We start from the raw sequence: 20,693 nt of genomic DNA, 5'->3' as shown, positions 1-20,693 counted from the left end.
CACTGCTGAAGGAGACAACGCCATACGGGGGAAATCCGTTCCCACCCCCGGCGCGGCTACACGGCGGTCACCCCGGCGCCCTGTCAGAGGAACGAGCCGGTGGTGAACCCCAGGACGAGCTGCGGCGCGCCGGAGAGCGCGAGACCGGCCAGCGCGGCGAGCCCGATGGCCCCCGCCAGGGGTTTCCCGGGCCGCCAGGCCGGGCCCGCGGAGGGGACGGCGGCGGGCTCGGGGGTGACGGGCTCGGGGGTGACGGGCTCGGGGGCGGGCCGGAAGAGCAGGGCCGCCCAGCGCAGGTAGTAGTACAGCGCCACGGCCACGTTGAGCGCCATGACGACCGCGAGCACGCCGAGCCCCGCGTCCACGGCGGTGCGGAAGACCGCCACCTTGGCGAACAGCCCGATCACCCCGGGCGGCAGCCCCGCCAGGCAGAGCAGGAAGAAGCCGAGCGCCAGCGCGGCGAGCGGCCGCCGCGCCCACAGGCCCCGGTAGTCCGCGAGACGCTGCCCGGGGCTGCGCCGCCCGACGTACGCGGCGACGCCGAACGCGCCGAGGTTCACCGCGGCGTACATCAGCGCGTACGCGAGGAGCGTGCCCATGGCCTCGTCCGCGCCGACGTACGCGCCCGCCGCCACGGGCACCAGCAGGTATCCCGCCTGCCCGACGGACGACCAGGCCAGCAGCCGTACGGCGCCGCCCGGCGCGTCCTCGGTGGCGCGCAGGGCCGCCGCGTTCCCGACCGTCATGGTGAGCCCGGCGAGCACCGCGACGGCCGGGCCCCACAGGTGCCCGTGGTCGGGGAAGCCGCGCGTGGTGAGCACGACGAGGCCCGCGAGCCCGGCGGACTTGCCGACGACCGACAGGTAGGCGGCCACCGGCAGCGGCGCGCCGAGGTAGGTCTCGGGCACCCAGAAGTGGAACGGGACGGCCGCCGCCTTGAAGGCGAAGCCGACCAGCGTCAGCGCCACCCCGGCGTCGGCCAGCGTCGCCAGGCGCGGCTCGGCGGCGGACAGGCCGCCGCTGATCTCGCCGAGGCGCAGGCTCCCCGAGGCGGCGTACACGAAGCTGACGCCCAGCAGCCCCACGGCGGTGGCGGCGACGGAGGTGAGGAAGTACTTGAACGCCGCCTCCGCGCTGTCGCCCTTGCCCCGCGGTTCTCTGCGCAGCGCGACGAGGGCGTAGGTGGGCAGGGTGGTGACCTCTAGGGCGATGATCAGTGTCGCCAGGTCGCGTGAGGCGGGCAGCAGGACGGCGCCGGTGACGGAGGACAGCAGCAGGAACCAGTACTCGCCGCCGGGCAGCGCGCGGTCACCCGATCGGGGATCGGTCTCGGGCAGGGAGAGCAGCGCCGTCAGGAGCGCGCCGCCCAGCACGAGCAGCTGGATGAGCACGGCGAAGCGGTCGGCGGCGTACGAGCAGGCGCCCGGCCCGTCCGCCAGGCAGAACGTCACGCGGTCGCCGTGGCGCAGCGGGATCAGCGACAGCGCGGCCAGGGCCAGCCCCGTGAGGGCGAGCGGGCCGAGGAGCCGCTTGCGCGCGACGGGCAGGAAGAGGTCGGCGACCAGTACCGCCACGGCCGTCACCGCCGTGATGACGGGCGGCGCGACGACGGCCCAGTCCACGCTCTGCGTCAGGTGGTCCACGAGGCTGGTCATCCGGCGACTCCGGGCAGCAGGTGCCGCACCGCGGGATCGGTGAGGCCGAGGAGCAGTGCGGGCCACAGTCCGGCGAGCAGCGTGAGCGCGGCGAGCGGCCCGTACGCGGCGTACTCGTGGCGCCGCAGGTCGGGGAGCGCTGCGGGGGCGCTCGTCGGCAGGGCGTCGCCCATGCAGACGCGGCGCACCACCAGCAGCATGTACGCGGCGGTGAGCAGCGTGCCGACCGCGGCGACGGCGACGTACGTGACGTAGGCGGGGCGGCTCAGTCCTGCGGCCGGGTCGAAGGCGCCCAGCATGGCCAGCAGCTCGCCCCAGAACCCGGCGAGTCCCGGCAGCCCCAGCGACGCGACGGCGGCGAACGCGAGCAGCCCGCCGAACCGGGGCGTGCGCCCGTACAGCGCCGCTCCCCCGGCCCCGGCGAGGCGGTCGAGGTCGGTGGTGCCGGTCCGTTCCTTGAGCGCGCCGACGAGGAAGAACAGCAGGCCGGTGATGAGGCCGTGCGCCACGTTGGCGAACAGCGCGCCGTTGACCCCGGTGGGCGTCATGCTGGCGATGCCCAGCAGGACGAAGCCCATGTGGCCGACCGACGAGTAGGCGATCAGCCGCTTGAGGTCGCCGCCCGCGCCCTGCCGGACGAGGGCGAGGCAGGCGAGCGACGCGTACACGATGCCCGCGACCGCGAACGCGCCGAGGTAGGGCGCGAACGTGCGCATGCCGTCGGGGGCGATGGGCAGCGCGATGCGGACGAAGCCGTAGGTGCCCATCTTCAGGAGGACACCGGCCAGCAGCACGGACCCTGCGGTGGGCGCGGCGGTATGGGCGTCGGGGAGCCAGCTGTGCAGCGGCCACATCGGGGTTTTGACGGCCAGGCCGATGCCGATGGCGAGGACGGCGAGCAGTTGGGTCGTATGGGTGAGTCCGTCGCCGTGCGCGTCGGCGAGGGCGGTCATGTCGAACGTCCCCGCGCGCAGCCCGATCAGCAGCAGCCCCAGCAGCATCACGACAGAGCCGAGCACGGTGTAGAGCACGAAGCGCCACGCCGCCGGTCCGCGTCCCTCGCCGCCCCAGCGGGCGATGAGGAAGTACATCGGCACGAGCACGGTCTCGAATGCCAGGAAGAACAGCAGCAGGTCCAGCACGGCGAAGGTGGCGAGGGTGCCGCCTTCGAGCAGCAGGATGAACGCGACGAACGCGCGCGGGTCGCCCCCGGCGGGCGGGCGGACGTACGCGTGCAGGGTGCAGAGGAACGTGAGCAGCGCCGTCAGTACCAGCAGCGGCAGCGAGATGCCGTCCACGCCCAGGTGCAGCCGCACGCCCAGCGAGGGAATCCACGACACGTCCGTCTCGGCCTGCACGTCGCCGCCGGGGCCGTCGCGGTCGAAGGCGGCGGCGAGGACGAGCGTCAGCAGCAGGACGGCCCCCGAGACCGTCACGCCGTGGCGCAGCACGTCGCGCTCGGGCCCGCCGGGGCCGCGCAGCCCCGGCGGCGCGGGCAGCAGCGCGGCGGCCGCGCCGAGCAGCGGCAGGGCGACGACGGCGATCAGCAGCCAGGCGGTGACGGTGTCGTTCAGCGGGATCACGGGTCGGTCCTCACTCTCCGGCGGCCACGAGGACGGCGGCGACGCCGAGCACCAGCGCGCCCGCGACGACGGCGCTGAGGTACGTCTGGACGTTGCCGGTCTGGGCGCGGCGTGCCAGCGCGCCGAGGCGTCCGGGCGCGGCGGCGGCGCCCCGTACGTAGGTCTCGATCACGGCGCGGTCGAGGAAGCGGACGAGCTGGGCCCCGGCCTGGGTGGGGCGTACGACGGCCGCCGCGTACAGCGCGTCGAGGTGGAAACCGGCGGCGGCCGGGGCGCGCAGCGGGCCGAGGAGGGCGGGCGCCGGGTCGGACCAGGCGCGGCGCCAGGCGGCCCAGGCGGCGAGCAGGCCAGCGAGGGCGGCGGCGACGGCGAGGACGGTGGTGGTGGGCTGCGGGCCGAGGCCGTCGCCGTTCCACCAGCCGTCGAGCCACGGGTAGGCGAGGCCGAGCAGCAGCGACGGCACGGCGAGGAACCACAGCGTCGCCGTCATCACGGGGCCGGCGCCCTCGGGGGCGGGCACCGGGTCGGGGCGGGTGTCGGCGGGGCCGTGGAAGGCGAGCAGGAAGAGGCGGGCGGCGTACGCGGCGGTGAGCAGCGCGGTCAGCAGCCCGGCGACCAGGACGAGCCACCCGGCGACGGCGGGCGCGCCGTGCCCGTCGCCGACCGCGGCGTGCTCGGCGGCGGCCAGCACGGCCTCCTTGGAGAAGAACCCGGCGAACGGCGGCACGGCGGCCAGCGCGAGCAGTCCGATGGCCATGGTCCAGTACGCGTCGGGGGCGCGCCCGCGCAGGCCGCGCATGCGGGACAGGGCGCGCAGCGAGCCGGTGCCCGCCGTGTGGATGAGCACCCCGGCGGCCAGGAAGAGCAGGGCTTTGAACGCGCCGTGGGTGAGGAGGTGGAAGACGGCGGCGTCGCGGTCGGCGACGGCCAGGGCGCCCGTCATGTAGCCGAGCTGGCCGATGGTCGAGTAGGCCAGCACGCGTTTGACGTCGTCCTGGGCGAGGGCGGCGAGCGCGGAGCCGAGGAGGGTCAGCGCGGCGACGGCGGCCAGGACGGTCAGGGCGGCGGCCGACGCGGCGAAGACGGGCAGCAGGCGGGCGATGACGTAGACGCCCGCCGCGACCATGGTGGCCGCGTGGATCAGCGCGGAGGCGGGTGTCGGGCCCGCCATGGCGTCGGGCAGCCAGGTGTGCAGGGGGAACTGCGCGGACTTCCCGGCGACCCCGGCGAGCAGCAGCAGCGCGACGAGCGTGGGGTGGCCGAGCTGGAAGTCGGAGAGGGAGGACGTGAGGCGGGTGACGATGGCGCTGATGCGGAACGTTCCGGCGTCGGTGGCCAGCAGGAGGATGCCGATCAGGAACGGGACGTCACCCAGCTTGGTGACGAGGAACGCCTTCAGCGACGCGGCACGCGCGGCGGGTGTCTCCCAGTAGTGGCCCACGAGGAAGTACGAGCAGACGCCCATCACTTCCCAGCCGACCAGCAGCACGATCAGGTCGTCCGCGTACACCACGAGCAGCATGGCGGCGGTGAACAGCGAGATCAGCGCGGCGTACGACGCGTAGCGCGGGTCGTCCGCCATGTAGCCGATGGAGTACAGCTGCACGCACGTGGCGACGACGGCCACGAGCACCGCGACCAGTACGGCGAACCCGTCCAGGTGCAGGGCGAGGTCGATCGGGATTCCGCCGGTGGGTGTCAGGCGCGTAGCGGCGTCGATCGGGTCGTCGCCGCCCTGGCGGACGGCCACCAGTACGGCGAACCCGGCGGCGGCCAGCGTGGGCAAGACGGCGAGCGGCCGTACGTACCCGGGCGCGCGGCGGCCCGTCAGCAGGATCAGCGCCGCGGCGGCCAGGGGCAGCAGCAGGACGAGGGCGGCGGCGGTCGTGGTGTTCACTCGGTCTCCCGCTGCGGTCCGCGCGGTTCGCGTCCGGCCCGCAGCTCGTCGAGGGCGACCGTGCCGCGCGCGCGGTGGACGAGCAGCACGATGGCGAGGCCGATACCGATCTCGGCGGCGGACAGGGCGATGAGGAAGAGCGTGAAGACCTGGCCGGCGTGGATCGCGTCGCGCAGCCAGACGTCGAAGGCGACGAGGTTCAGGCTCACGGCGGCGAGCATCAGTTCGACCGACATGAGGACGAGGATCGCGTTGCGCCGGGCGAGCACGCCGTACAGGCCGACGCAGAACAGCAGCACGGCGAGCACGGCCGGGTAGACGAGGTGCATCAGCGGTCACCGCCCCCGTGCTCCCGGGCGCGGGCCTGCGAGCGGGTGCGCGAGACGACGATCGCCCCCACCAGCGCGGCCAGCAGCAGCACCGACAGCGCCTCGAACGGCAGCACCCACGAACGGAACAGGCTGTCGCCGACCTGCTCCGCCGTCCCGCGCGGCGTCCCCAGGTCGATCCACGCCGTGCGGAACGCGTCCACCACCAGCGTGACCAGCAGGGCAGCCGCTGCCAGCGCGACGGCCAGCGCCACCGGCCTGTTGCCCGAGTCGGCGTCCGGCGAAGGGCCGATCGGCGCCCGCGTGAGCATCAGGCCGAACAGCAGCAGCACGACCACCGAGCCCAGGTAGATGAGGACCTGCACCCACGCGACGAACTCGGCGGTCAGCAGCAGGTACTGCACCGCCAGGCCGCCGAGGGCGACGACGAGCCACAGCGCCGCGTGCACGAGCTGCTTCGTCGTCACGCACAGCACGGCGGCGCCCAGGACGACGAGCCCGACGAGGACGAAGACGACGTCCTGCCCCGAGGGCGACAGCATCTCCCGGCCCGTCACCCGCCCGCCTCCTGCCCCGTCTGCCCGGTCTGCTCCGCGGCCCGTTCCGCCGCCTTGCGCGCGGCGGCGATCTCCTTGGGCTCCTCGGCGGCCGGGTCGGGCGGCGGCGGCTCGGGCACGGTCCACATCCAGGCGCGCAGCCGGTCGCGTTCGTGTGTCAGCTCGCGGATGTCGGTCTCGGCGTACTCGAACTCGGGCGACCAGAAAAGGGCGTCGAACGGACAGACCTCGACACAGATCCCGCAGTACATGCACAGCGAGAAGTCGATGGCGAACCGGTCGAGCACGTTCCGGCTGCGCTCCCGCCCACCGGGCGCGACCGCGGGCAGCGTCTCCTTGTGCGAGTCGATGTAGATGCACCAGTCCGGGCACTCGCGCGCGCACAGCATGCAGACGGTGCAGTTCTCCTCGAACAGCGCGATCACGCCCCGGCTGCGCGGCGGCAGCGCGGGGGACGTCTCCGGGTACTGCTGGGTGACGGCCCTGCGGGTCATCGTCCGCAGCGTGATCGCCAGCCCTCTGGCGAGCCCGGACCCGAAACTCATGCGGTCACCACCCTGATGATGCCGGTCAGCGCGAGCTGCGCGAGCGCCACCGGGACGAGCACGGTCCACGCGAACCGCTGGATCTGGTCCGCGCGCAGCCGGGGCCACGCGACGCGCGCCCAGATGACGGCGAAGCTGAGCACGCCGGTCTTCAGCAGCATCCACAGCCAGCCGAGGCTGTCGGACGCGGGCCCGTGCCAGCCGCCGAGGAACAGGACGGCCGTCAGCGCCGAGATGACGACGATGCCCGCGTACTCGGCGAGCAGGAACAGCGCGAACCGCAGCCCCGAGTACTCGGTGTACGCGCCGAAGATGATCTCCTCCGGCGCGATCGGCGCGTCGAACGGCGGCCGTTGCAGCTCGGCGAGCCCGGCCGTGAAGAAGACCAGCCCGCCCGCGAGCTGCCACGGCACCCACCACCACGCGAACGCGTCGAGGATGCCGGGCAGGCTGAGCGTCCCGGCGGCCATGGCGACGGACGCGGCGGCGAGCAGGAGCGGCAGCTCGTACGCCATCAGCTGCGCGGCGGTGCGCAGCGCGCCGAGGAGCGAGTACTTGTTGGCGGACGCCCAGCCCGCCATCAGCGAGCCGAGGACGCCGACGCCGAGGACGGCGAGGACGAAGAAGATCCCGGCGTCGAGCGTCTGGCCCACGAAGCCGTCGGGGCCGACCGGGATCGCGATCAGCACGACGAGGTACGGGATCAGCGCGACGGCGGGCGCGAGCCGGAAGATCCGCCGGTCGGCACCGGCCGGGACGGTGTCCTCCTTCTGCGCGAACTTCACGCCGTCCGCGACGAGCTGGGCCCAGCCGTGGAAACCGCCCGCGTGCATCGGGCCGAGGCGGCCCTGCATGTGGGCCATGGCCTTGTGCTCGGCCTGCCCGACGAGGAGGGGGAGGACGAGGAACGCGACGAGGACGGCGAGCAGCCGCCACACGACGTCGAGGACGTCCATCAGCGGTCCTCCTCCCCGCGCTCGCCGCCGGGGGCGTCCGGTTCGTCCGGGGTCTCCGTGTCCGCCGGCTCCTCCGCGCCGTCCGGGGGCTGGAGCCAGGGGGCGTCCCCGGCACCGGCCCGGCGCACTCGCCCGGCCGCGCGCCGTTCCTGCCCTGCCGCGCCCTCACCACCGGCCGCCCGCCGGCTCGCGGAACCGTCACCAGCGGAGCGGTCGCGCCGGGCCGGACCCGCCGCAGCCTCCTCGGCCGTCGAACGGCCGCGCCCCGCCGCGCCCTCCGCATCCTCGCCGGCGGCAGCCCGCTGACTCGCCGAACCCCCACTTGCCGAACGACTCCGCCGCACGGGCCCGGCCGCCCGCCGGCTCGCGGAACCGTCGCCGGCCGAACGGCCCGTCTCCGCCGCGCCCTCCACGTCCTCGTCGGCGGCAGCCCGCTGACTCGCCGAGCCCTCGCCCGCCGAGCGGCTCCGGCGCGCGGGACGGCCCTCCGCGCCCTCGGGCGCTCCCGGGCGCCGGCTCGCGGACCCCTCCCCCGCCGACCGCGCACGCCGCACGGGACGCTCCGGCGCGTCCGCCCGCGCGCGCCTGGCCGGGGCGGCGGGGAGGGTGCCCTTCAGCGGCCCCCACTCGTTCGGGTCCGGCACCCCGGGCGGCAGCGCCTGCCGCCGCCGCGGCCCGCCGTGCTCCGACTCCCCCGGCTCCTTCGCGCCGGGCCACGCCTTCGCGACCCGCGCCGCCAGCACGAAGTCCTTCCGCAGCGGATGCCCCTCGAAGCTCTCCGGCAGCAGCAGCGGCGTCAGCCCCGGGTGGCCGGGGAAGTCGACGCCGAACATCTCGTGCGTCTCCCGCTCGTGCCACGCCGCGCCCGCGTACACCTCCGTCGCCGTCGGCAACGACGCCTCGGCGCGCGGCACGGCCGTCCGCAGCAGCAGCCGCCGCGGCGCGGGGACGTCCGGGCCCGGCAGCGCCACCACGTGCGCGCACACCCGGAAGACGTCCGCCTCGTCCACCGCGCTCAGCCAGTCGAGGAACGTGCACCCCAGCTCGTCGCGCGCGGTGCGCAGCGCGGCGGGCCAGGCGTCGCCGCCCGGCACGTCCACCGTCAGCACCCCGTACGCCTCCGACGCCTCCGCGCCGGGACCGAACAGCCCGGACGCCTGGCGGGGCAGCCAGCCGACCGTCACCGGCCGCCCTCCCCCGGCGCGACGAGCGGGCTGGTGAGCGCGGCGGCGGACGGCGCCGCGGACGGCGCGTAGCGCTCCGCGACCGACTCCTCGGCGATCTTCTCCTGGAGCTTGAGGATGCCCTGGAGCAGCGCCTCGGGGCGCGGCGGACAGCCCGGCACGTACACGTCCACGGGGATGATCTGGTCCACGCCCTTCGTCACGGAGTACGAGTCCCAGTACGGGCCGCCGCAGTTGGAGCACGCGCCGAACGAGATCACGTACTTCGGCTCCGGCATCTGCTCGTACAGCCGCTTGACGGCCGGCGCCATCTTGTCGGTCACCGTCCCGGAGACGACCATCAGGTCCGCCTGCCGCGGCCCCGGCGCGAACGGGATGACGCCGAGCCGGATGAAGTCGTGCCGCGACATCGACGCGGCGATGAACTCGATGGCGCAGCAGGCAAGTCCGAAGTTGAAGACCCACAGGCTGTAGCGGCGGCCCCAGTTGAGGACGACCTTCATCGGCTCGGGGGCGAGCCGCGCGAGCGCGCCGAGGCGGGGCGCGGGGGTCAGATCCATTCCAGTACGCCCTTCCGCCACGCGTAGAGCAGTCCCACGGCGAGGAAGCCGAGGAAGACGAACATCTCCGCCAGCGTCACGGCGCCGAACCCGTCCGCGGCGAAGACGGTGGCCCAGGGGAAGAGGAAGACGGCGTCCACGGCGAAGATCACGTACAGGAACGCGTACACGTAGTACCGCACCTGCGTGTGCGCCCAGCCCTCCCCGACGGGATCGACGCCGCACTCGTACACGAGCAGCTTCTCCGGCGTGGGGGCGGTCGGCCGTAGCAGGGCCCCGGCGCCGAACGCGACGGCGACGAACAGGACGCCCACCACCGCGACCAGACCGACGACGGAGTAGCCGTGGAAGTAGTCGGGCACGTGCGGCCTCCGCGGACCTGTGGGGAGGAGGGGACTGACTGCACGGGAGTCTAGGGGGTGCGGGCCGCGTTGTGACCACGCTGCCCGGGGACCGCGGGGGTGGGGACAACCCCACCCCCGGTCCGCCGACACACCCCATGGCCGCTGTCCTGCGCGTTCGGCACCCTGGAGGCGTGCCGTACCGCTCCGAGAGGTTCCCCGCATGATGACGACGCTGCTGCGCATGCCGTTCGAGCCCCGCACCCTGCGCGAGGGGCTCCACTTGCTGCTGAACGGGCCGCTCGGTGTCCTGAGCATGGTCCTCACGGTGACCTGCCTGGCGACGGGCTTCGGGCTGTCCGTGACGTTCATCGGCCTGCCGCTGCTGGCGCTCACGCTGATCGCGCTGCGCTGGTGGGCGAGGGTGAGCCGGGGGCGTGCGCGGGTGATGCTGGGGGCGCGTATCGAGGAACCGGAGCGTACGGGGGCGTGGCTGCGCCGCGTGCGCCGGGAGGAGAAGGGGTGGCTGGCGGTCCTGGGCCAGGTGCTCAAGGAGGGGCAGTCCTGGCGGGGCGCGGCGCACGCGCTGCTGCTGCTGCCGTGGGGGGCGTTCACGTTCCTGCTGATGGGCGTCGCGTGGGCGGGCAGCCTGTCGATGGTGACGTATCCGCTGTGGTTCTGGCCGCTGCGTGACGCCGGCGAGCCCGGCATCGGCATCGGCACCGACGGCGACGGGGGCGGCTGGGTGTCGGACACCCCGCTCGAACTGGTCCTGGTGGCGCTCCAGGGGGTCGCGCTGCTGCTCGTCACCGCGCCGGTGATCCGGGGCGTGGCGGCGGCGGAGCGCCGGATGACGGCGCTGCTGCTCGGTCCCTCGGCGGCGGCCGCGCGGGTGCGGGAGCTGGAGTCGGACCGCGCCGCCGTCGTGGACACCTCGGCCGCCGACCTGCGGCGCATCGAACGCGACCTGCACGACGGCGCGCAGGCGCGGCTCGTGGCGCTGGCGATGGACCTGGGCATGGCGAAGGAGAAGCTGGCGACCGACCCGGAGGCGGCGGCGCGCATGGTGGACGAGGCGCACGGCGAGGTGAAGGTCGTGCTCCAGGAACTGCGCGACCTGGCGCGCGGCATCCACCCGGCGATCCTCACGGACCGGGGGCTCGGCCCGTCCCTGTCGGTGCTGGCGGCGCGCTGCACGGTGCCGGTGACCGTGGAGGTGGAGCTGGCGGCGCGGCCCGCCGAGGCCGTCGAGGGGATCGCGTACTTCACCGTCTCCGAACTGCTCCAGAACGTCAGCAAGCACAGCGGGGCCCGCCACGCAGGGGTGGAGATCTGGCGGGCGGACGACCGGCTGATGATCCAGGTGCTGGACGACGGGCGCGGCGGCGCCGACCCGGCGGCCGGGTCGGGCCTCGCGGGGCTCGCGGACCGGCTGGCGGCGGTGGACGGCGTGCTGGCCGTCAACTCGCCGCAGGGCGGTCCCACCACCGTGTCGGCCGTGCTGCCCTGGCGCGACCGGGCGGCCGTGGGCGCGCGCCGCGGATGAGATGCTGCACGGGCACAGGACGACCGGCTGACAGGAACGGGGGACGAGCGCCGTGCGGGTGGTGATCGCCGAGGACTCGGTGCTGCTGCGCGAGGGGCTGACGCGGCTGCTCACGGACCGGGGGCACGAGATCGCCGCCGGGGTGGGCGACGGCGAGGCGCTCGTGGCGGCCGTGCGGCGGCTGGCGGACGCGGGGACGCCGCCCGACGTGGTGGTCGCGGACGTCCGGATGCCGCCGACGCACACCGACGAGGGCGTACGGGCGGCCGTGCGGCTGCGGGCGGCTTTCCCGGACCTGGGGGTCCTGGTCCTGTCACAGTACGTGGAGGAGCAGTACGCGACGGAGCTGCTCGCCGGGTCGAGCCGGGGCGTCGGCTATCTGCTGAAGGACCGGGTCGCGGACGTCGGCGAGTTCGCCGAGGCGGTGGAACGGGTGGCGCGCGGCGGGACGGCGCTGGACCCGGAAGTGGTCGCACAACTGCTCGGCCGGAGCCGGAAACAGGATGTTCTCGAAGCGCTGACGCCGCGGGAAAGAGAAGTCCTAGGACTAATGGCCGAGGGACGAACGAACTCGGCCGTCGCGGCGCAGCTGGTGGTGAGCCACGGCGCGGTGGAAAAGCATGTCAGCAACATTTTCGCGAAGCTGGGACTGGCGCAGAGTGACACAGATCACCGCAGGGTGCTGGCGGTTCTCACGTATCTCCATTCCTGAGGCGCACGGGGCGGCCGGGCGGCGTGTTCCGGTCGCGGCGCGTCGCTGACCAGTCGCTTTTCCGACGCGTTCGCCGTCGGCGGACGGATCACGGCCGTGGCCGGGAAGTCTCTCCCCGAGCCACGTCCATCATGTGATCACCATCAGGAAGGCATGCCTTACCCGCGTACCATGGCTGACACGAGCCGCCTCAAGGAGGGCTAAGCAGTGACCACTGAGGTCGACCAGGCGAGCCAGGACAGCGTCGGCGGGAACAGCGGCGCCGGCAAGGACGTCCGGCGTCTGGACCGGGTCATCATCCGGTTCGCGGGGGATTCCGGGGACGGAATGCAGCTGACCGGCGACCGTTTCACCTCCGAGACCGCGTCGTTCGGCAATGACCTCGCGACGCTGCCGAACTTTCCCGCGGAAATCCGGGCGCCCGCCGGGACCCTGCCCGGCGTCTCGTCGTTCCAGGTGCACTTCGCGGACCACGACATCCTCACTCCGGGTGACGCCCCGGACGTGCTGGTCGCCATGAACCCGGCCGCCCTCAAGGCGAACGTGGGGGATCTGCCGCGCGGCGCCGAGATCATCGTCAACACCGACGAGTTCACCTCCCGGGCCGTGGCCAAGGTGGGGTACGCGGGCGACCCCCTGGAGGACGGCTCCCTCGACGCGTACGGCGTCCACCGCGTGCCGCTGACGACGCTGACGGTGGAGGCCCTCAAGGGCTTCGACCTGACGCGCAAGGAGGCGGGGCGCTCCAAGAACATGTTCGCGCTCGGCCTGCTGTCGTGGATGTACCACCGGCCGACCGAGGGGACCGAGGCGTTCCTGCGGGCCAAGTTCGCCAAGCGGCCGGAGATCGCCGAGGCGAACCTCACCGCGTTCCGCGCGGGCTGGAACTTCGGCGAGACCACCGAGGACTTCGCCGTCTCGTACGAGGTGGCGCCCGCCGCGTCCGCGTTCCCCGCCGGGACCTACCGCAACATCTCGGGGAACCTGGCGCTGGCCTACGGCCTCGTCGCCGCCTCGCAGTGCGCGGAGCTGCCGCTCTACCTCGGTTCGTACCCGATCACCCCGGCGTCGGACATCCTGCACGAGCTGTCGAAGCACAAGAACTTCGGCGTGCGCACCTTCCAGGCCGAGGACGAGATCGCGGGCATCGGCGCGGCGCTGGGCGCGGCGTTCGGCGGCTCGCTGGCCGTCACGACGACGTCAGGTCCCGGCGTGGCGCTGAAGGCCGAGACGATCGGCCTGGCGGTCTCGCTCGAACTGCCGCTGCTGGTCGTGGACATCCAGCGCGGCGGCCCGTCCACGGGCCTGCCGACGAAGACGGAGCAGGCCGACCTGCTCCAGGCCATGTTCGGCCGCAACGGCGAGGCGCCCGTGCCGATCGTCGCGCCCGCGACGCCCGGCGAGTGCTTCACGGCGGCGCTCGACGCGGCACGGATCGCGCTGACGTACCGGACACCGGTCTTCCTCCTCTCGGACGGCTACCTGGCGAACGGCTCGGAGCCCTGGCGCGTTCCCGAGATGTCGGAACTGCCCGACCTGCGGACCTCGTTCGCGACCGCCCCGAACCACGAGCTGGCCGACGGCACCGAGGTGTTCTGGCCGTACCTGCGCGACCCGGAGACGCTGGCGCGCCCCTGGGCCGTGCCCGGCACGCCGGGGCTCGAACACCGCATCGGCGGCATCGAGAAGCAGGACGGCACCGGCAACATCTCGTACGACCCCGCCAACCACGAGCACATGGTCCGCACGCGCCAGGCGAAGACCGACGGCGTGACCGTGCCCGACGTGGTGGTGGACGACCCGGACGGCACGGCGCGCACGCTCGTGCTCGGCTGGGGCTCGACGTACGGCCCGATCACCGCCGCGGTCCGCCGCATCAGGCGCGAGGGCGGCAAGGTCGCGCAGACCCACCTGCGCCATCTCAACCCCTTCCCCGCGAACCTCGGGGAGGTGCTGCGGTCCTACGACCGCGTGCTGCTGCCGGAGATGAACCTCGGCCAGCTCGCCCTGCTGCTGCGGGCGAGGTACCTGGTCGACGTCCGGTCGATCACGCAGGTGACGGGCCTGCCGTTCAAGGCCGAGCGGCTCGCGTCCGCGATCAAGGAGGCTCTCGACGATGACCACTGAGGCTGTCCAGGCCGCCGACCGCATCCGTACGGCGCTGTCCCTGGTGCCCGCCGCCACCGGGCGGCAGTCGGCGAAGGACTTCAAGTCCGACCAGGAGGTCCGCTGGTGCCCCGGCTGCGGGGACTACGCGGTGCTCGCCGCCGTGCAGGGCTTCCTGCCGGAGCTGGGCGTGGCGCGCGAGAACATCGTCTTCATCTCCGGCATCGGCTGCTCGTCCCGCTTCCCGTACTACATGAACACGTACGGCATGCACTCGATCCACGGCCGCGCGCCCGCGATCGCCACGGGTCTGGCGACGTCGCGGCGCGACCTGTCGGTGTGGGTCGTCACCGGTGACGGCGACGCGCTGTCCATCGGCGGCAACCACCTGATCCACGCGCTGCGCCGCAACGTCAATCTGAAGATCCTGCTGTTCAACAACCGGATCTACGGACTGACGAAGGGGCAGTACTCGCCGACGTCCGAGACGGGCAAGATCACGAAGTCCACGCCGATGGGCTCGCTGGACACGCCCTTCAACCCGGTGTCGGTGGCGCTGGGCGCGGAGGCGTCGTTCGTCGCGCGCACGGTGGACTCGGACCGCAAGCACCTCACGAGCGTGCTGCGCGCGGCGGCCGAGCACCGCGGCTCGGCACTGGTCGAGATCTACCAGAACTGCAACATCTTCAACGACGGCGCGTTCGACGTCATCAAGGACAAGCAGACCGCGCAGGAGGCCGTGATCCGCCTGGAGCACGGGGAGCCGATCCGCTTCGGCGCACCCTGGGCCGAGGCGGACGGCGGCGACGGCCTGGGGACCCAGGGCGTCGTGCGCGACCGGGCGACCGGCGAGCTGAAGGTCGTGGACGTGACGGTCGAGGGCACCGACGACGTGCTGGTGCACGACGCGCACGCCGCCTCGCCGACCACCGCGTTCGCCCTGTCCCGGCTGGCGGACCCGCAGACGCTGCACCGCACGCCCATCGGCGTCTTCCGCGGCGCCGAGCGGCCCGTCTACGACGAGCTGATGGCGGAGCAGCTGGAGCAGGCGGTCGTGCGGCGCGGCAAGGGCGACCTGGGCGCGCTGCTGACCGGCAACGACACCTGGACCGTCGCGGGCTGACCCGCCCCCGCGCCGGAGCGGCGCGCACCGGTATGACAACCGGGCCGGGCGCGGCGTACCGTCAGCAACGCCGCGCCGTCCGGCGGGGGCCGTACGTGGTGGAAGGGGTCGCGGTGGCGGGGTCCGGGGGAACGGCGAGCAGGTCGGGGATCGCGCTGGGGCTCGGCGCGTTCGGTATGTGGGGGCTGCTGCCGCTCTACTGGGACCTGCTCGACTCGACGGGCCCCGTGGAACTGCTGGCGCACCGCGTCGTGTGGTCCCTGCCGACCGCGCTGCTGCTGCTCGCGGTCGTCCGCGACTGGGGCTGGATACGGCCGCTGCTGCGCCAGCCGAAGCGGCTGGCGCTGGTCGCGGCGTCCGCGACGCTGATCACCGTCAACTGGTACGTCTTCATCTGGTCGGTCGCCGAGGGGCACGTCCTGGAGGCGTCGCTCGGCTACTTCATCAACCCCCTGCTGACCATCGCCCTGGGCGTCCTCGTCCTGCGCGAAAGGCTGCGCCGCGCGCAGTGGGCGGCCGTCGCCATCGGCGGCCTCGCGGTGGTCGTGATGAGCGTGGCGTACGGGCAGGTCCCGTGGATCTCGCTGATCCTGAGCGTCAGCTTCGGGACGTACGGGCTGGTGAAGAAGACGACCGGGCTCGACGGGCTCCAGGGCTTCAGCGCGGACTCGGCGTTCCAGTTCCTCCCGGCGCTGGTCTTCGTGCTGGTGCTGGGCGCGCGGGGCGACGGCACGTTCACCGCCGAGGGGCCGGGGCACGCGCTGCTGCTGGTCAGCAGCGGTCTGGCGACGGCGCTGCCGCTGATCTTCTTCGGCGCGGCGGCCATGCGGGTGCCGCTGTCGATGATCGGGATGATGCAGTACATCGCGCCGGTCTGCATGTTCCTGCTGGGGCTGCTGGTCTTCGACGAGGAGATGCCGCCGGAGCGCTGGGCCGGCTTCCTCCTCGTCTGGGTGGCGCTCACGGTCCTGACGTGGGACGCGCTGCGCCAGGCGCGGGTGAACCGCAGGACGGTCGCCGCCCGCGTCCCGGGCAGGCCGGCGGGGCGGGACGGCGCCGCCGCGCCGGCCGAGGGGCGCCCGGTCGGCTCGTGAGCCGGGCCGCGGGCCGTTCCCTCGGCCGTTCCGTCAGCCGCGCAGGAAGGTGAGCAGGTCCTCGGTGAAGCGTTCCTTCGTGCCGGGGACGAGGGCGAGGCCGTGCGAGGCGCCCGGGTAGACCGTGAGCGTCGCGCCGGGGATGAGGGCGGCGGCCTTGCGGGACGTGGCGTCGAGGGGGACGACGCGGTCGCCGTCGCCGTGGATCAGCAGCGTCGGGATGTCGAAGCGGCGCAGGTCCTCGGTGAAGTCGGTCTCGGAGTACTCCTTCACGCAGGCGATGGCCGCCTTGAGGCCCTGGCGCATGGCCATGGACCAGAAGAAGTCCTCCAGGCCCTGCGAGAACCGGCCGGCGCTCCCGCCGGAGGTCCCCTCAGCGGCGTCCCCGCCGTCCTCGCCGTCGTCCTCCGTGGCGCCGGTGCCCGCGCCGAAGAAGCGGGGCGCGAAGTCCCGCCAGAACTGCGCCCGGTCCGTCCGCAGCGCCTGCCGCACGTCGTCCAGCGCGTCGATCGGGACGCCCTCGGGGTTGGTGTCCGTCTGGAGCATCAGCGGCGGCACGGCCGCGACCAGCACCGCCCTGACGACGCGCCCGGTCCCGTGCCGCGTGAGGTAGCGCGCCAGTTCGCCGCCCGCCATGGAGTGGGCGACGAACGTGATGTCGTGCAGGTCGAGCGCCTCGACGAGCTGGGCGAGGTCGTCGGCCCAGGTGTCCATGTCGTTGCCGTGCCACGTCTGCGTGGAACGGCCGTGGCCGCGCCGGTCGGGCGCGACGCCCCGGTACCCGGCCTCGGCGACGGCGATGAGCTGCTCGTCCCAGGCGTCCGCGTCGAGCGGCCAGCCGTGGAGGAAGACCACGGGCGCGCCGATGCCCCAGTCCTTGTAGTAGATCTCCGCGCCGTCGTGCATGGTCACGGACGCCATGCGTGCCTCCCGGGGGACGAGGGTGAGCCCTGACAGAAGCCATTTAACGCATATCGCACGAAAACACCCGGGTAACGGCGCGTGCGGACGGGGGCCGCGTCACGCGGGAGCGATGGTCAGCGTGTAGATCAGTCCGTCCCGCAGGGTGAAGGAGTGCGCGCGGTCCACCTCGCCGCCCGGGACGTCGCCGGACAGCCGCAGGGTGACCGCGCAGTGGGTCTCGTCGTCGCAGTGTCCGCCGGACAGGATCTCCGTACGGGTGTGGGCGGTGTACGCGCGGGCGAGCCAGGCGGCGATGGCGGCGGTGCCCGCGTGGGTCGTGCCGTCGTCGGTCACGGTGGCGTCCGGGGTAAAGGAGGCCAGGGCGGTCGTGGTGTCGTGCGCGCGGTGGGCGTCCAGGTAGTGGCGCACGGGGGCGGGGAGCGCGGCCGGGGGGATGTCGGGCATGGGCGTGCCTTCGGGTGGGGGCGTCAGACGTGGGGGGACGAGCTGACCATGTCCTGGGAGAGCTGCCACAGGCGCTTGGCGCGTTCGGGATCGAGGGCGTGGGCGGCGACGCCCCGGTCGGTGCCCTCGACGTGGGGGACGGCCTCGTTGCAGTCCTCGAAGTACCGGCCGCCGACGTGCGCGAGCGGAGGGTAGGCGGCGAGCAGCACGGGGGTCGCGGCGCCCTGCTCGGGCGTCTTGAACGTCTCGCCGGAGGAGGTGGCGCGGTCCAGGTCCTCCTGGCTCATGTAGCGGGTGAGGCGGGAGAGCACGGCGCCGGGGTGCGCCGCGTTGACCGTGATGCCGTCAGGTGACCAGCGGCGGTTGCCCTCGACGGCGAACAGGACCGCGGCCGTCTTGGACTGGGCGTAGGCGACGGCGGGGTCGTAGGGGCGGTGCCGGAAGTTGAGGTCGTCGAGGTCGAGGCCGTCGCGCAGGTGGGCGCGCGAGCTGAGGACGACGACGCGGGCGCGGTCGGCGGCGGCGAGCGCGGGCCGCAGGCCGGTGGCGAGGGCGAAGTGGCCGAGGTGGTTGGTGGCGAACTGGAGCTCCCAGCCCTCGGCCGTACGGCTCTCGGGGGTCATCATGACGCCCGCGTTGGCGACGAGGATGTGCAGCGGGCCGTCCCAGGCGAGGGTGAAGGCGGCGACCGAGGCCTGGTCGGAGAGGTCGAGCGGCGCGACGAGGAGCTGCCGGTTGCCGGTGGTGCGGGTGATGTCCTCGGCGGCGTGGCCCCCGGCGGCGGTGTCGCGTACGGCGAGGGTGACCTCGGCGTTGGCGAGGGCGAGCGCGCGGGCGGTCTCGACGCCGATGCCGGAGGAGGCGCCGGTCACGACGGCGCGGCGGCCCGTGAGGTCGATGCCGTCGACGACCTGGGCGGCGGTCGATTCGGCGGTGAACGGCGTGATGATGCGCTCCGGCTCGGTCATGGCGCCCTTCCGTCGGCTGGCCGGAATTCTTCCGGCTTTTCCGACATTATGGGCGAGGCCCCGCGCCGGGGCGGGGCAACACGGTCAGGGGCCGGCGTCGCCGTCCCGGCCGGGGGCGGGGGCCGTGGCGAGGCCGCGCGCGAGGCGGCGCAGGAGCCTGGCGGCCTCGGCACGCTGCCGTTCCGACAGGCCGGCCACGGTCGCGGCGTCCAGCGCCTCCCAGACCCGGCGGACCTCGGGCAGCAGGGCGCGGCCCGCGGGGGTGAGCGCGACGAGGACGGCGCGGCGGTCGGCGGTCGAGGGGGTGCGGACGAGGAGCCCCTTGCGTTCGAGGCGCTGGAGCGTACGGCTGACCGTGGAGGGGTCGAGGCCGAGGGCGCGCACCAGGCGGCTCTGCGGCTGCCCGTCCTCCTCGGCGAGCCGCATCAGGACCAGCTCCTGGCCCGGATGGAGGTCGAGGTTCTTGAGGAGGGCCGCGGCGGCGTTCTGGTGGGCGTGGGCGAGTCGGACGATCAGGTGGCTCGTCTCGCCCTGCTCGGTCATCTGCTCCCCAGTTGTTTGGCGCGCCACATACTACAGGCGTCCCATCTGGGACTCGGCCGCGCCGTCGCGTCGTGTGGGCGGGGCACGGGTTACGGTCGGCCAGCCGGTGAACTCAAGGGCGAGTGGGACGACGGAGGGACGGAACGATGACCGATCGTGCGGACGTGATCGTGGTGTTCGGCGGCACCGGGCGGCAGGGGGGCGCGGTGGCGCGCGAACTGCTGCGGCGGGGGCGGCCGGTGCGCGCGGTGGTGCGGGACCCGTCGTCGGACGGCGCGCGGGCGCTGGAGGGCGCCGGGGCGGAGCTGGTGCGCGGCGACATGGACGACCGCGGCTCGCTCGACGCGGCGCTGCGCGGCGCGTACGGCGTCTACAGCGTGCAGACCTTCACCGGGCCAGGCGGTCCCGCGGGTGAGGCGCGGCAGGGCGCGCTCGTCGCGGACGCGGCGGAGCGGGCGGGGGTGTCGCACTTCGTCTACGCCTCGGTGGGCGGCTCCGACCGGGGAAGCGGCGTCGAGCACTTCGAGTCCAAGGGCAGGGTCGAGCGGCACATCGAGGCGCTGGGGCTGCCCGCGACGATCCTGCGGCCGGTGTTCTTCATGGAGAACTTCGCCTGGGCCGGCCCGCGGCGGCGGGACGGGGAGCTGGTGCTGACGCTGGCGCTGCGGCCCGCGACACCGCTCCAGATGATCGCCGTGGCGGACGTCGGCGTCCTCGCGGCCGACGCGTTCGACGACCCGGCGGGCCACCTCGACCGGCGGATCGAGATCGCGGGGGACGAGCTGACGGGCCCCGGCATGGCGGAGGCGTTCGCGACGGTGGCCGGGGAGCCGGTGCGCTTCGAGACGCTGCCGGACGAGGTGCTGCGGGAGCAGGACGAGGAGACGGCGGTGATGTTCCACTGGTTCGACACCCGGGGATACGCGGCGGACCTCGCCTCGCTGCGGGCGATCCGGCCGGAGCCGACGACGCTGGAGGCCTGGGCGCGCGGCAACTGGACGGTGCCCGAGGCGTGAGGGCGGCCGCTCCCCGGCCGATTGTCAGTGGCTCCGGTTAGGCTCACGTCGCCGCCCGTCCTCGTGGGGGGAGGACGGGCGGCGAAGACGCGTCGCCGGGGCAGTGACGGGCCCCGGAGCGCGGTGGTGACGGCTGGGAAAGGGATGGGAGGTGGTGGGGTGGACATCGCCGACGCGCAGCGGCTCGCGTGGGAGAACAAGCTGGCCAAGGGCTTCAACACCACGGATGTCGCTGTCGAGTTCGGGCTTCTGACGGCGGAGGTCGGCGAGGCGTTCACGGCATGGCTGAAGCAGCGTGACGACCTGGGGGAGGAACTCGCCGATGTCTTCCTGTATCTGACGGCGATCGCGCAGATGCGGGGGATCGACCTGGCCTCCGAGGTGGCCGGGAAGATCGAGAAGAACAGGCGGCGGGTGTACGCGAGGGACGAACGGGGCGTCCTGCACCGGGTCCGGGAGGGCTCGGAGAGCGACGAGGACGAGGGGGAGCGCACGGCGGGGACGGGGAGGACGGACACACCGCGGATGGAGGGCTCCTGAGCGGTCGTGTCCGCCCGCCCGCCGGGCGGCGGGGGGGGGGGGGGGGGGGGGGGGGGGGGGGGGGGGGGGG

Annotated in this window: 21 protein-coding genes; 7 read left to right on the top strand and 14 right to left on the bottom strand. The window is 73.9% G+C overall.

Going from position 1 to position 20,693, the window contains the following annotated elements:
• Positions 1-83 precede the first annotated feature (83 nt).
• Genes ACL02R_RS09570 through ACL02R_RS09525 form a run of 10 tightly spaced genes read right to left on the bottom strand, consistent with a single transcriptional unit; the run spans position 84 to position 9,628 of the window.
• Positions 84-1,655 (bottom strand): NADH-quinone oxidoreductase subunit N, encoded by a 1,572-nt coding sequence (locus ACL02R_RS09570; RefSeq protein ID WP_412796445.1) that lies wholly within the window; start codon positions 1,653-1,655, stop codon positions 84-86.
• Positions 1,652-3,238 carry a complex I subunit 4 family protein gene (locus ACL02R_RS09565; RefSeq protein ID WP_412796444.1) on the bottom strand — a complete coding sequence of 529 codons (1,587 nt, stop codon included), beginning with the start codon at positions 3,236-3,238 and terminating at the stop codon, positions 1,652-1,654. Before ACL02R_RS09565 ends, ACL02R_RS09570 begins: the two co-directional genes overlap by 4 nt.
• 10 nt (positions 3,239-3,248) lie before the next feature.
• Positions 3,249-5,135, bottom strand: a complete 1,887-nt coding sequence (locus tag ACL02R_RS09560) for an NADH-quinone oxidoreductase subunit L (protein ID WP_412796443.1) — start codon at positions 5,133-5,135, stop codon at positions 3,249-3,251.
• The gene (gene nuoK / locus ACL02R_RS09555) at positions 5,132-5,464 is read right to left on the bottom strand and encodes an NADH-quinone oxidoreductase subunit NuoK (RefSeq protein WP_412796442.1); all 333 of its coding nucleotides are present in this window, start codon (positions 5,462-5,464) and stop codon (positions 5,132-5,134) included. The genes ACL02R_RS09560 and nuoK overlap by 4 nt, the downstream gene beginning before the upstream one ends.
• The gene (locus ACL02R_RS09550; RefSeq protein WP_412796612.1) at positions 5,464-6,006 is read right to left on the bottom strand and encodes an NADH-quinone oxidoreductase subunit J; all 543 of its coding nucleotides are present in this window, start codon (positions 6,004-6,006) and stop codon (positions 5,464-5,466) included. The genes nuoK and ACL02R_RS09550 overlap by 1 nt, the downstream gene beginning before the upstream one ends.
• A gap of 11 nt (positions 6,007-6,017) precedes the next feature.
• Entirely contained in the window at positions 6,018-6,566 is a 549-nt protein-coding gene (locus ACL02R_RS09545) for a NuoI/complex I 23 kDa subunit family protein (protein ID WP_412796441.1), read from the bottom strand.
• Positions 6,563-7,522 (bottom strand): complex I subunit 1/NuoH family protein, encoded by a 960-nt coding sequence (locus tag ACL02R_RS09540; RefSeq protein ID WP_412796440.1) that lies wholly within the window; start codon positions 7,520-7,522, stop codon positions 6,563-6,565. Before ACL02R_RS09540 ends, ACL02R_RS09545 begins: the two co-directional genes overlap by 4 nt.
• A complete protein-coding gene (locus ACL02R_RS09535; RefSeq protein ID WP_412796439.1) occupies positions 7,522-8,706 on the bottom strand; it encodes an NADH-quinone oxidoreductase subunit C in 1,185 nt (394 codons plus the stop codon). Before ACL02R_RS09535 ends, ACL02R_RS09540 begins: the two co-directional genes overlap by 1 nt.
• A complete protein-coding gene (locus tag ACL02R_RS09530) occupies positions 8,703-9,266 on the bottom strand; it encodes an NADH-quinone oxidoreductase subunit B (protein ID WP_412796438.1) in 564 nt (187 codons plus the stop codon). The genes ACL02R_RS09535 and ACL02R_RS09530 overlap by 4 nt, the downstream gene beginning before the upstream one ends.
• Complete coding sequence (locus ACL02R_RS09525; protein ID WP_362962206.1) at positions 9,257-9,628, bottom strand: NADH-quinone oxidoreductase subunit A; 372 nt, start codon at positions 9,626-9,628, stop codon at positions 9,257-9,259. The genes ACL02R_RS09530 and ACL02R_RS09525 overlap by 10 nt, the downstream gene beginning before the upstream one ends.
• Before the next feature lie 202 nt (positions 9,629-9,830).
• On the opposite strand from ACL02R_RS09525, the gene ACL02R_RS09520 reads away from it, so the two are divergent.
• From ACL02R_RS09520 to rarD, 5 genes are all read left to right on the top strand, one after another.
• Positions 9,831-11,153, top strand: coding sequence for a sensor histidine kinase (locus ACL02R_RS09520; RefSeq protein ID WP_412796437.1), 1,323 nt, complete (start codon positions 9,831-9,833; stop codon positions 11,151-11,153).
• 52 nt (positions 11,154-11,205) lie between these two features.
• On the top strand, positions 11,206-11,865 hold the full coding sequence (locus tag ACL02R_RS09515) for a response regulator transcription factor (RefSeq protein WP_412796436.1): 660 nt from the start codon (positions 11,206-11,208) through the stop codon (positions 11,863-11,865).
• Between the two features lie 207 nt (positions 11,866-12,072).
• The gene (locus ACL02R_RS09510) at positions 12,073-13,992 is read left to right on the top strand and encodes a 2-oxoacid:acceptor oxidoreductase subunit alpha (RefSeq protein ID WP_412796435.1); all 1,920 of its coding nucleotides are present in this window, start codon (positions 12,073-12,075) and stop codon (positions 13,990-13,992) included.
• A complete protein-coding gene (locus ACL02R_RS09505) occupies positions 13,982-15,094 on the top strand; it encodes a 2-oxoacid:ferredoxin oxidoreductase subunit beta (protein WP_412796434.1) in 1,113 nt (370 codons plus the stop codon). Before ACL02R_RS09510 ends, ACL02R_RS09505 begins: the two co-directional genes overlap by 11 nt.
• A 176-nt stretch (positions 15,095-15,270) precedes the next feature.
• Positions 15,271-16,188 carry an EamA family transporter RarD gene (rarD, locus tag ACL02R_RS09500; RefSeq protein ID WP_412796611.1) on the top strand — a complete coding sequence of 306 codons (918 nt, stop codon included), beginning with the start codon at positions 15,271-15,273 and terminating at the stop codon, positions 16,186-16,188.
• A 33-nt stretch (positions 16,189-16,221) separates the two neighbouring features.
• Here the strand turns inward: rarD and ACL02R_RS09495 are convergent, their stop codons facing one another.
• From ACL02R_RS09495 to ACL02R_RS09480, 4 genes are all read right to left on the bottom strand, one after another.
• Positions 16,222-17,109 carry an alpha/beta fold hydrolase gene (locus tag ACL02R_RS09495; protein WP_412796433.1) on the bottom strand — a complete coding sequence of 296 codons (888 nt, stop codon included), beginning with the start codon at positions 17,107-17,109 and terminating at the stop codon, positions 16,222-16,224.
• Positions 17,110-17,208: 99 nt separating this feature from the next.
• A complete protein-coding gene (locus tag ACL02R_RS09490) occupies positions 17,209-17,556 on the bottom strand; it encodes a nuclear transport factor 2 family protein (protein WP_412796432.1) in 348 nt (115 codons plus the stop codon).
• Positions 17,557-17,579: 23 nt separating this feature from the next.
• Positions 17,580-18,524 carry an SDR family NAD(P)-dependent oxidoreductase gene (locus tag ACL02R_RS09485; RefSeq protein WP_412796431.1) on the bottom strand — a complete coding sequence of 315 codons (945 nt, stop codon included), beginning with the start codon at positions 18,522-18,524 and terminating at the stop codon, positions 17,580-17,582.
• 84 nt (positions 18,525-18,608) lie between these two features.
• The gene (locus ACL02R_RS09480; RefSeq protein ID WP_412796430.1) at positions 18,609-19,067 is read right to left on the bottom strand and encodes a MarR family winged helix-turn-helix transcriptional regulator; all 459 of its coding nucleotides are present in this window, start codon (positions 19,065-19,067) and stop codon (positions 18,609-18,611) included.
• 146 nt (positions 19,068-19,213) lie between these two features.
• Between ACL02R_RS09480 and ACL02R_RS09475 the strand changes: the two genes are divergently transcribed.
• Positions 19,214-20,083: an NmrA/HSCARG family protein gene (locus ACL02R_RS09475; RefSeq protein WP_412796429.1), complete on the top strand. Its 870-nt coding sequence runs from the start codon at positions 19,214-19,216 to the stop codon at positions 20,081-20,083.
• 159 nt (positions 20,084-20,242) lie between these two features.
• Entirely contained in the window at positions 20,243-20,623 is a 381-nt protein-coding gene (locus ACL02R_RS09470; protein WP_412796428.1) for a MazG nucleotide pyrophosphohydrolase domain-containing protein, read from the top strand.
• The last annotated feature ends 70 nt before the right edge of the window (positions 20,624-20,693 follow it).

The organism is Streptomyces sp. MS19 (genome assembly GCF_047200595.1).
In the GTDB taxonomy this organism is placed as follows: domain Bacteria; phylum Actinomycetota; class Actinomycetes; order Streptomycetales; family Streptomycetaceae; genus Streptomyces.
The sequence above is the reverse complement of the archived record's forward strand: the minus strand, read 5'-3'. Positions and strand labels throughout refer to the sequence as shown.

Bases quoted from the DNA above. Each gene is read 5' to 3' on its own strand.
- ACL02R_RS09530 (WP_412796438.1), bottom strand. From the start codon at position 9,266: ATGGATCTGACCCCCGCGCCCCGCCTCGGCGCGCTCGCGCGGCTCGCC.
- ACL02R_RS09545 (WP_412796441.1), bottom strand. From the start codon at position 6,566: ATGAGTTTCGGGTCCGGGCTCGCCAGAGGGCTGGCGATCACGCTGCGG.
- ACL02R_RS09480 (WP_412796430.1), bottom strand. From the start codon at position 19,067: ATGACCGAGCAGGGCGAGACGAGCCACCTGATCGTCCGACTCGCCCAC.
- rarD (WP_412796611.1), top strand. From the start codon at position 15,271: ATGTGGGGGCTGCTGCCGCTCTACTGGGACCTGCTCGACTCGACGGGC.
- ACL02R_RS09485 (WP_412796431.1), bottom strand. From the start codon at position 18,524: ATGACCGAGCCGGAGCGCATCATCACGCCGTTCACCGCCGAATCGACC.
- ACL02R_RS09570 (WP_412796445.1), bottom strand. From the start codon at position 1,655: ATGACCAGCCTCGTGGACCACCTGACGCAGAGCGTGGACTGGGCCGTC.
- ACL02R_RS09495 (WP_412796433.1), bottom strand. From the start codon at position 17,109: ATGGCGTCCGTGACCATGCACGACGGCGCGGAGATCTACTACAAGGAC.
- ACL02R_RS09505 (WP_412796434.1), top strand. From the start codon at position 13,982: ATGACCACTGAGGCTGTCCAGGCCGCCGACCGCATCCGTACGGCGCTG.
- ACL02R_RS09540 (WP_412796440.1), bottom strand. From the start codon at position 7,522: ATGGACGTCCTCGACGTCGTGTGGCGGCTGCTCGCCGTCCTCGTCGCG.
- ACL02R_RS09475 (WP_412796429.1), top strand. From the start codon at position 19,214: ATGACCGATCGTGCGGACGTGATCGTGGTGTTCGGCGGCACCGGGCGG.
- nuoK (WP_412796442.1), bottom strand. From the start codon at position 5,464: ATGCACCTCGTCTACCCGGCCGTGCTCGCCGTGCTGCTGTTCTGCGTC.
- ACL02R_RS09550 (WP_412796612.1), bottom strand. From the start codon at position 6,006: ATGCTGTCGCCCTCGGGGCAGGACGTCGTCTTCGTCCTCGTCGGGCTC.
- ACL02R_RS09490 (WP_412796432.1), bottom strand. From the start codon at position 17,556: ATGCCCGACATCCCCCCGGCCGCGCTCCCCGCCCCCGTGCGCCACTAC.
- ACL02R_RS09520 (WP_412796437.1), top strand. From the start codon at position 9,831: ATGATGACGACGCTGCTGCGCATGCCGTTCGAGCCCCGCACCCTGCGC.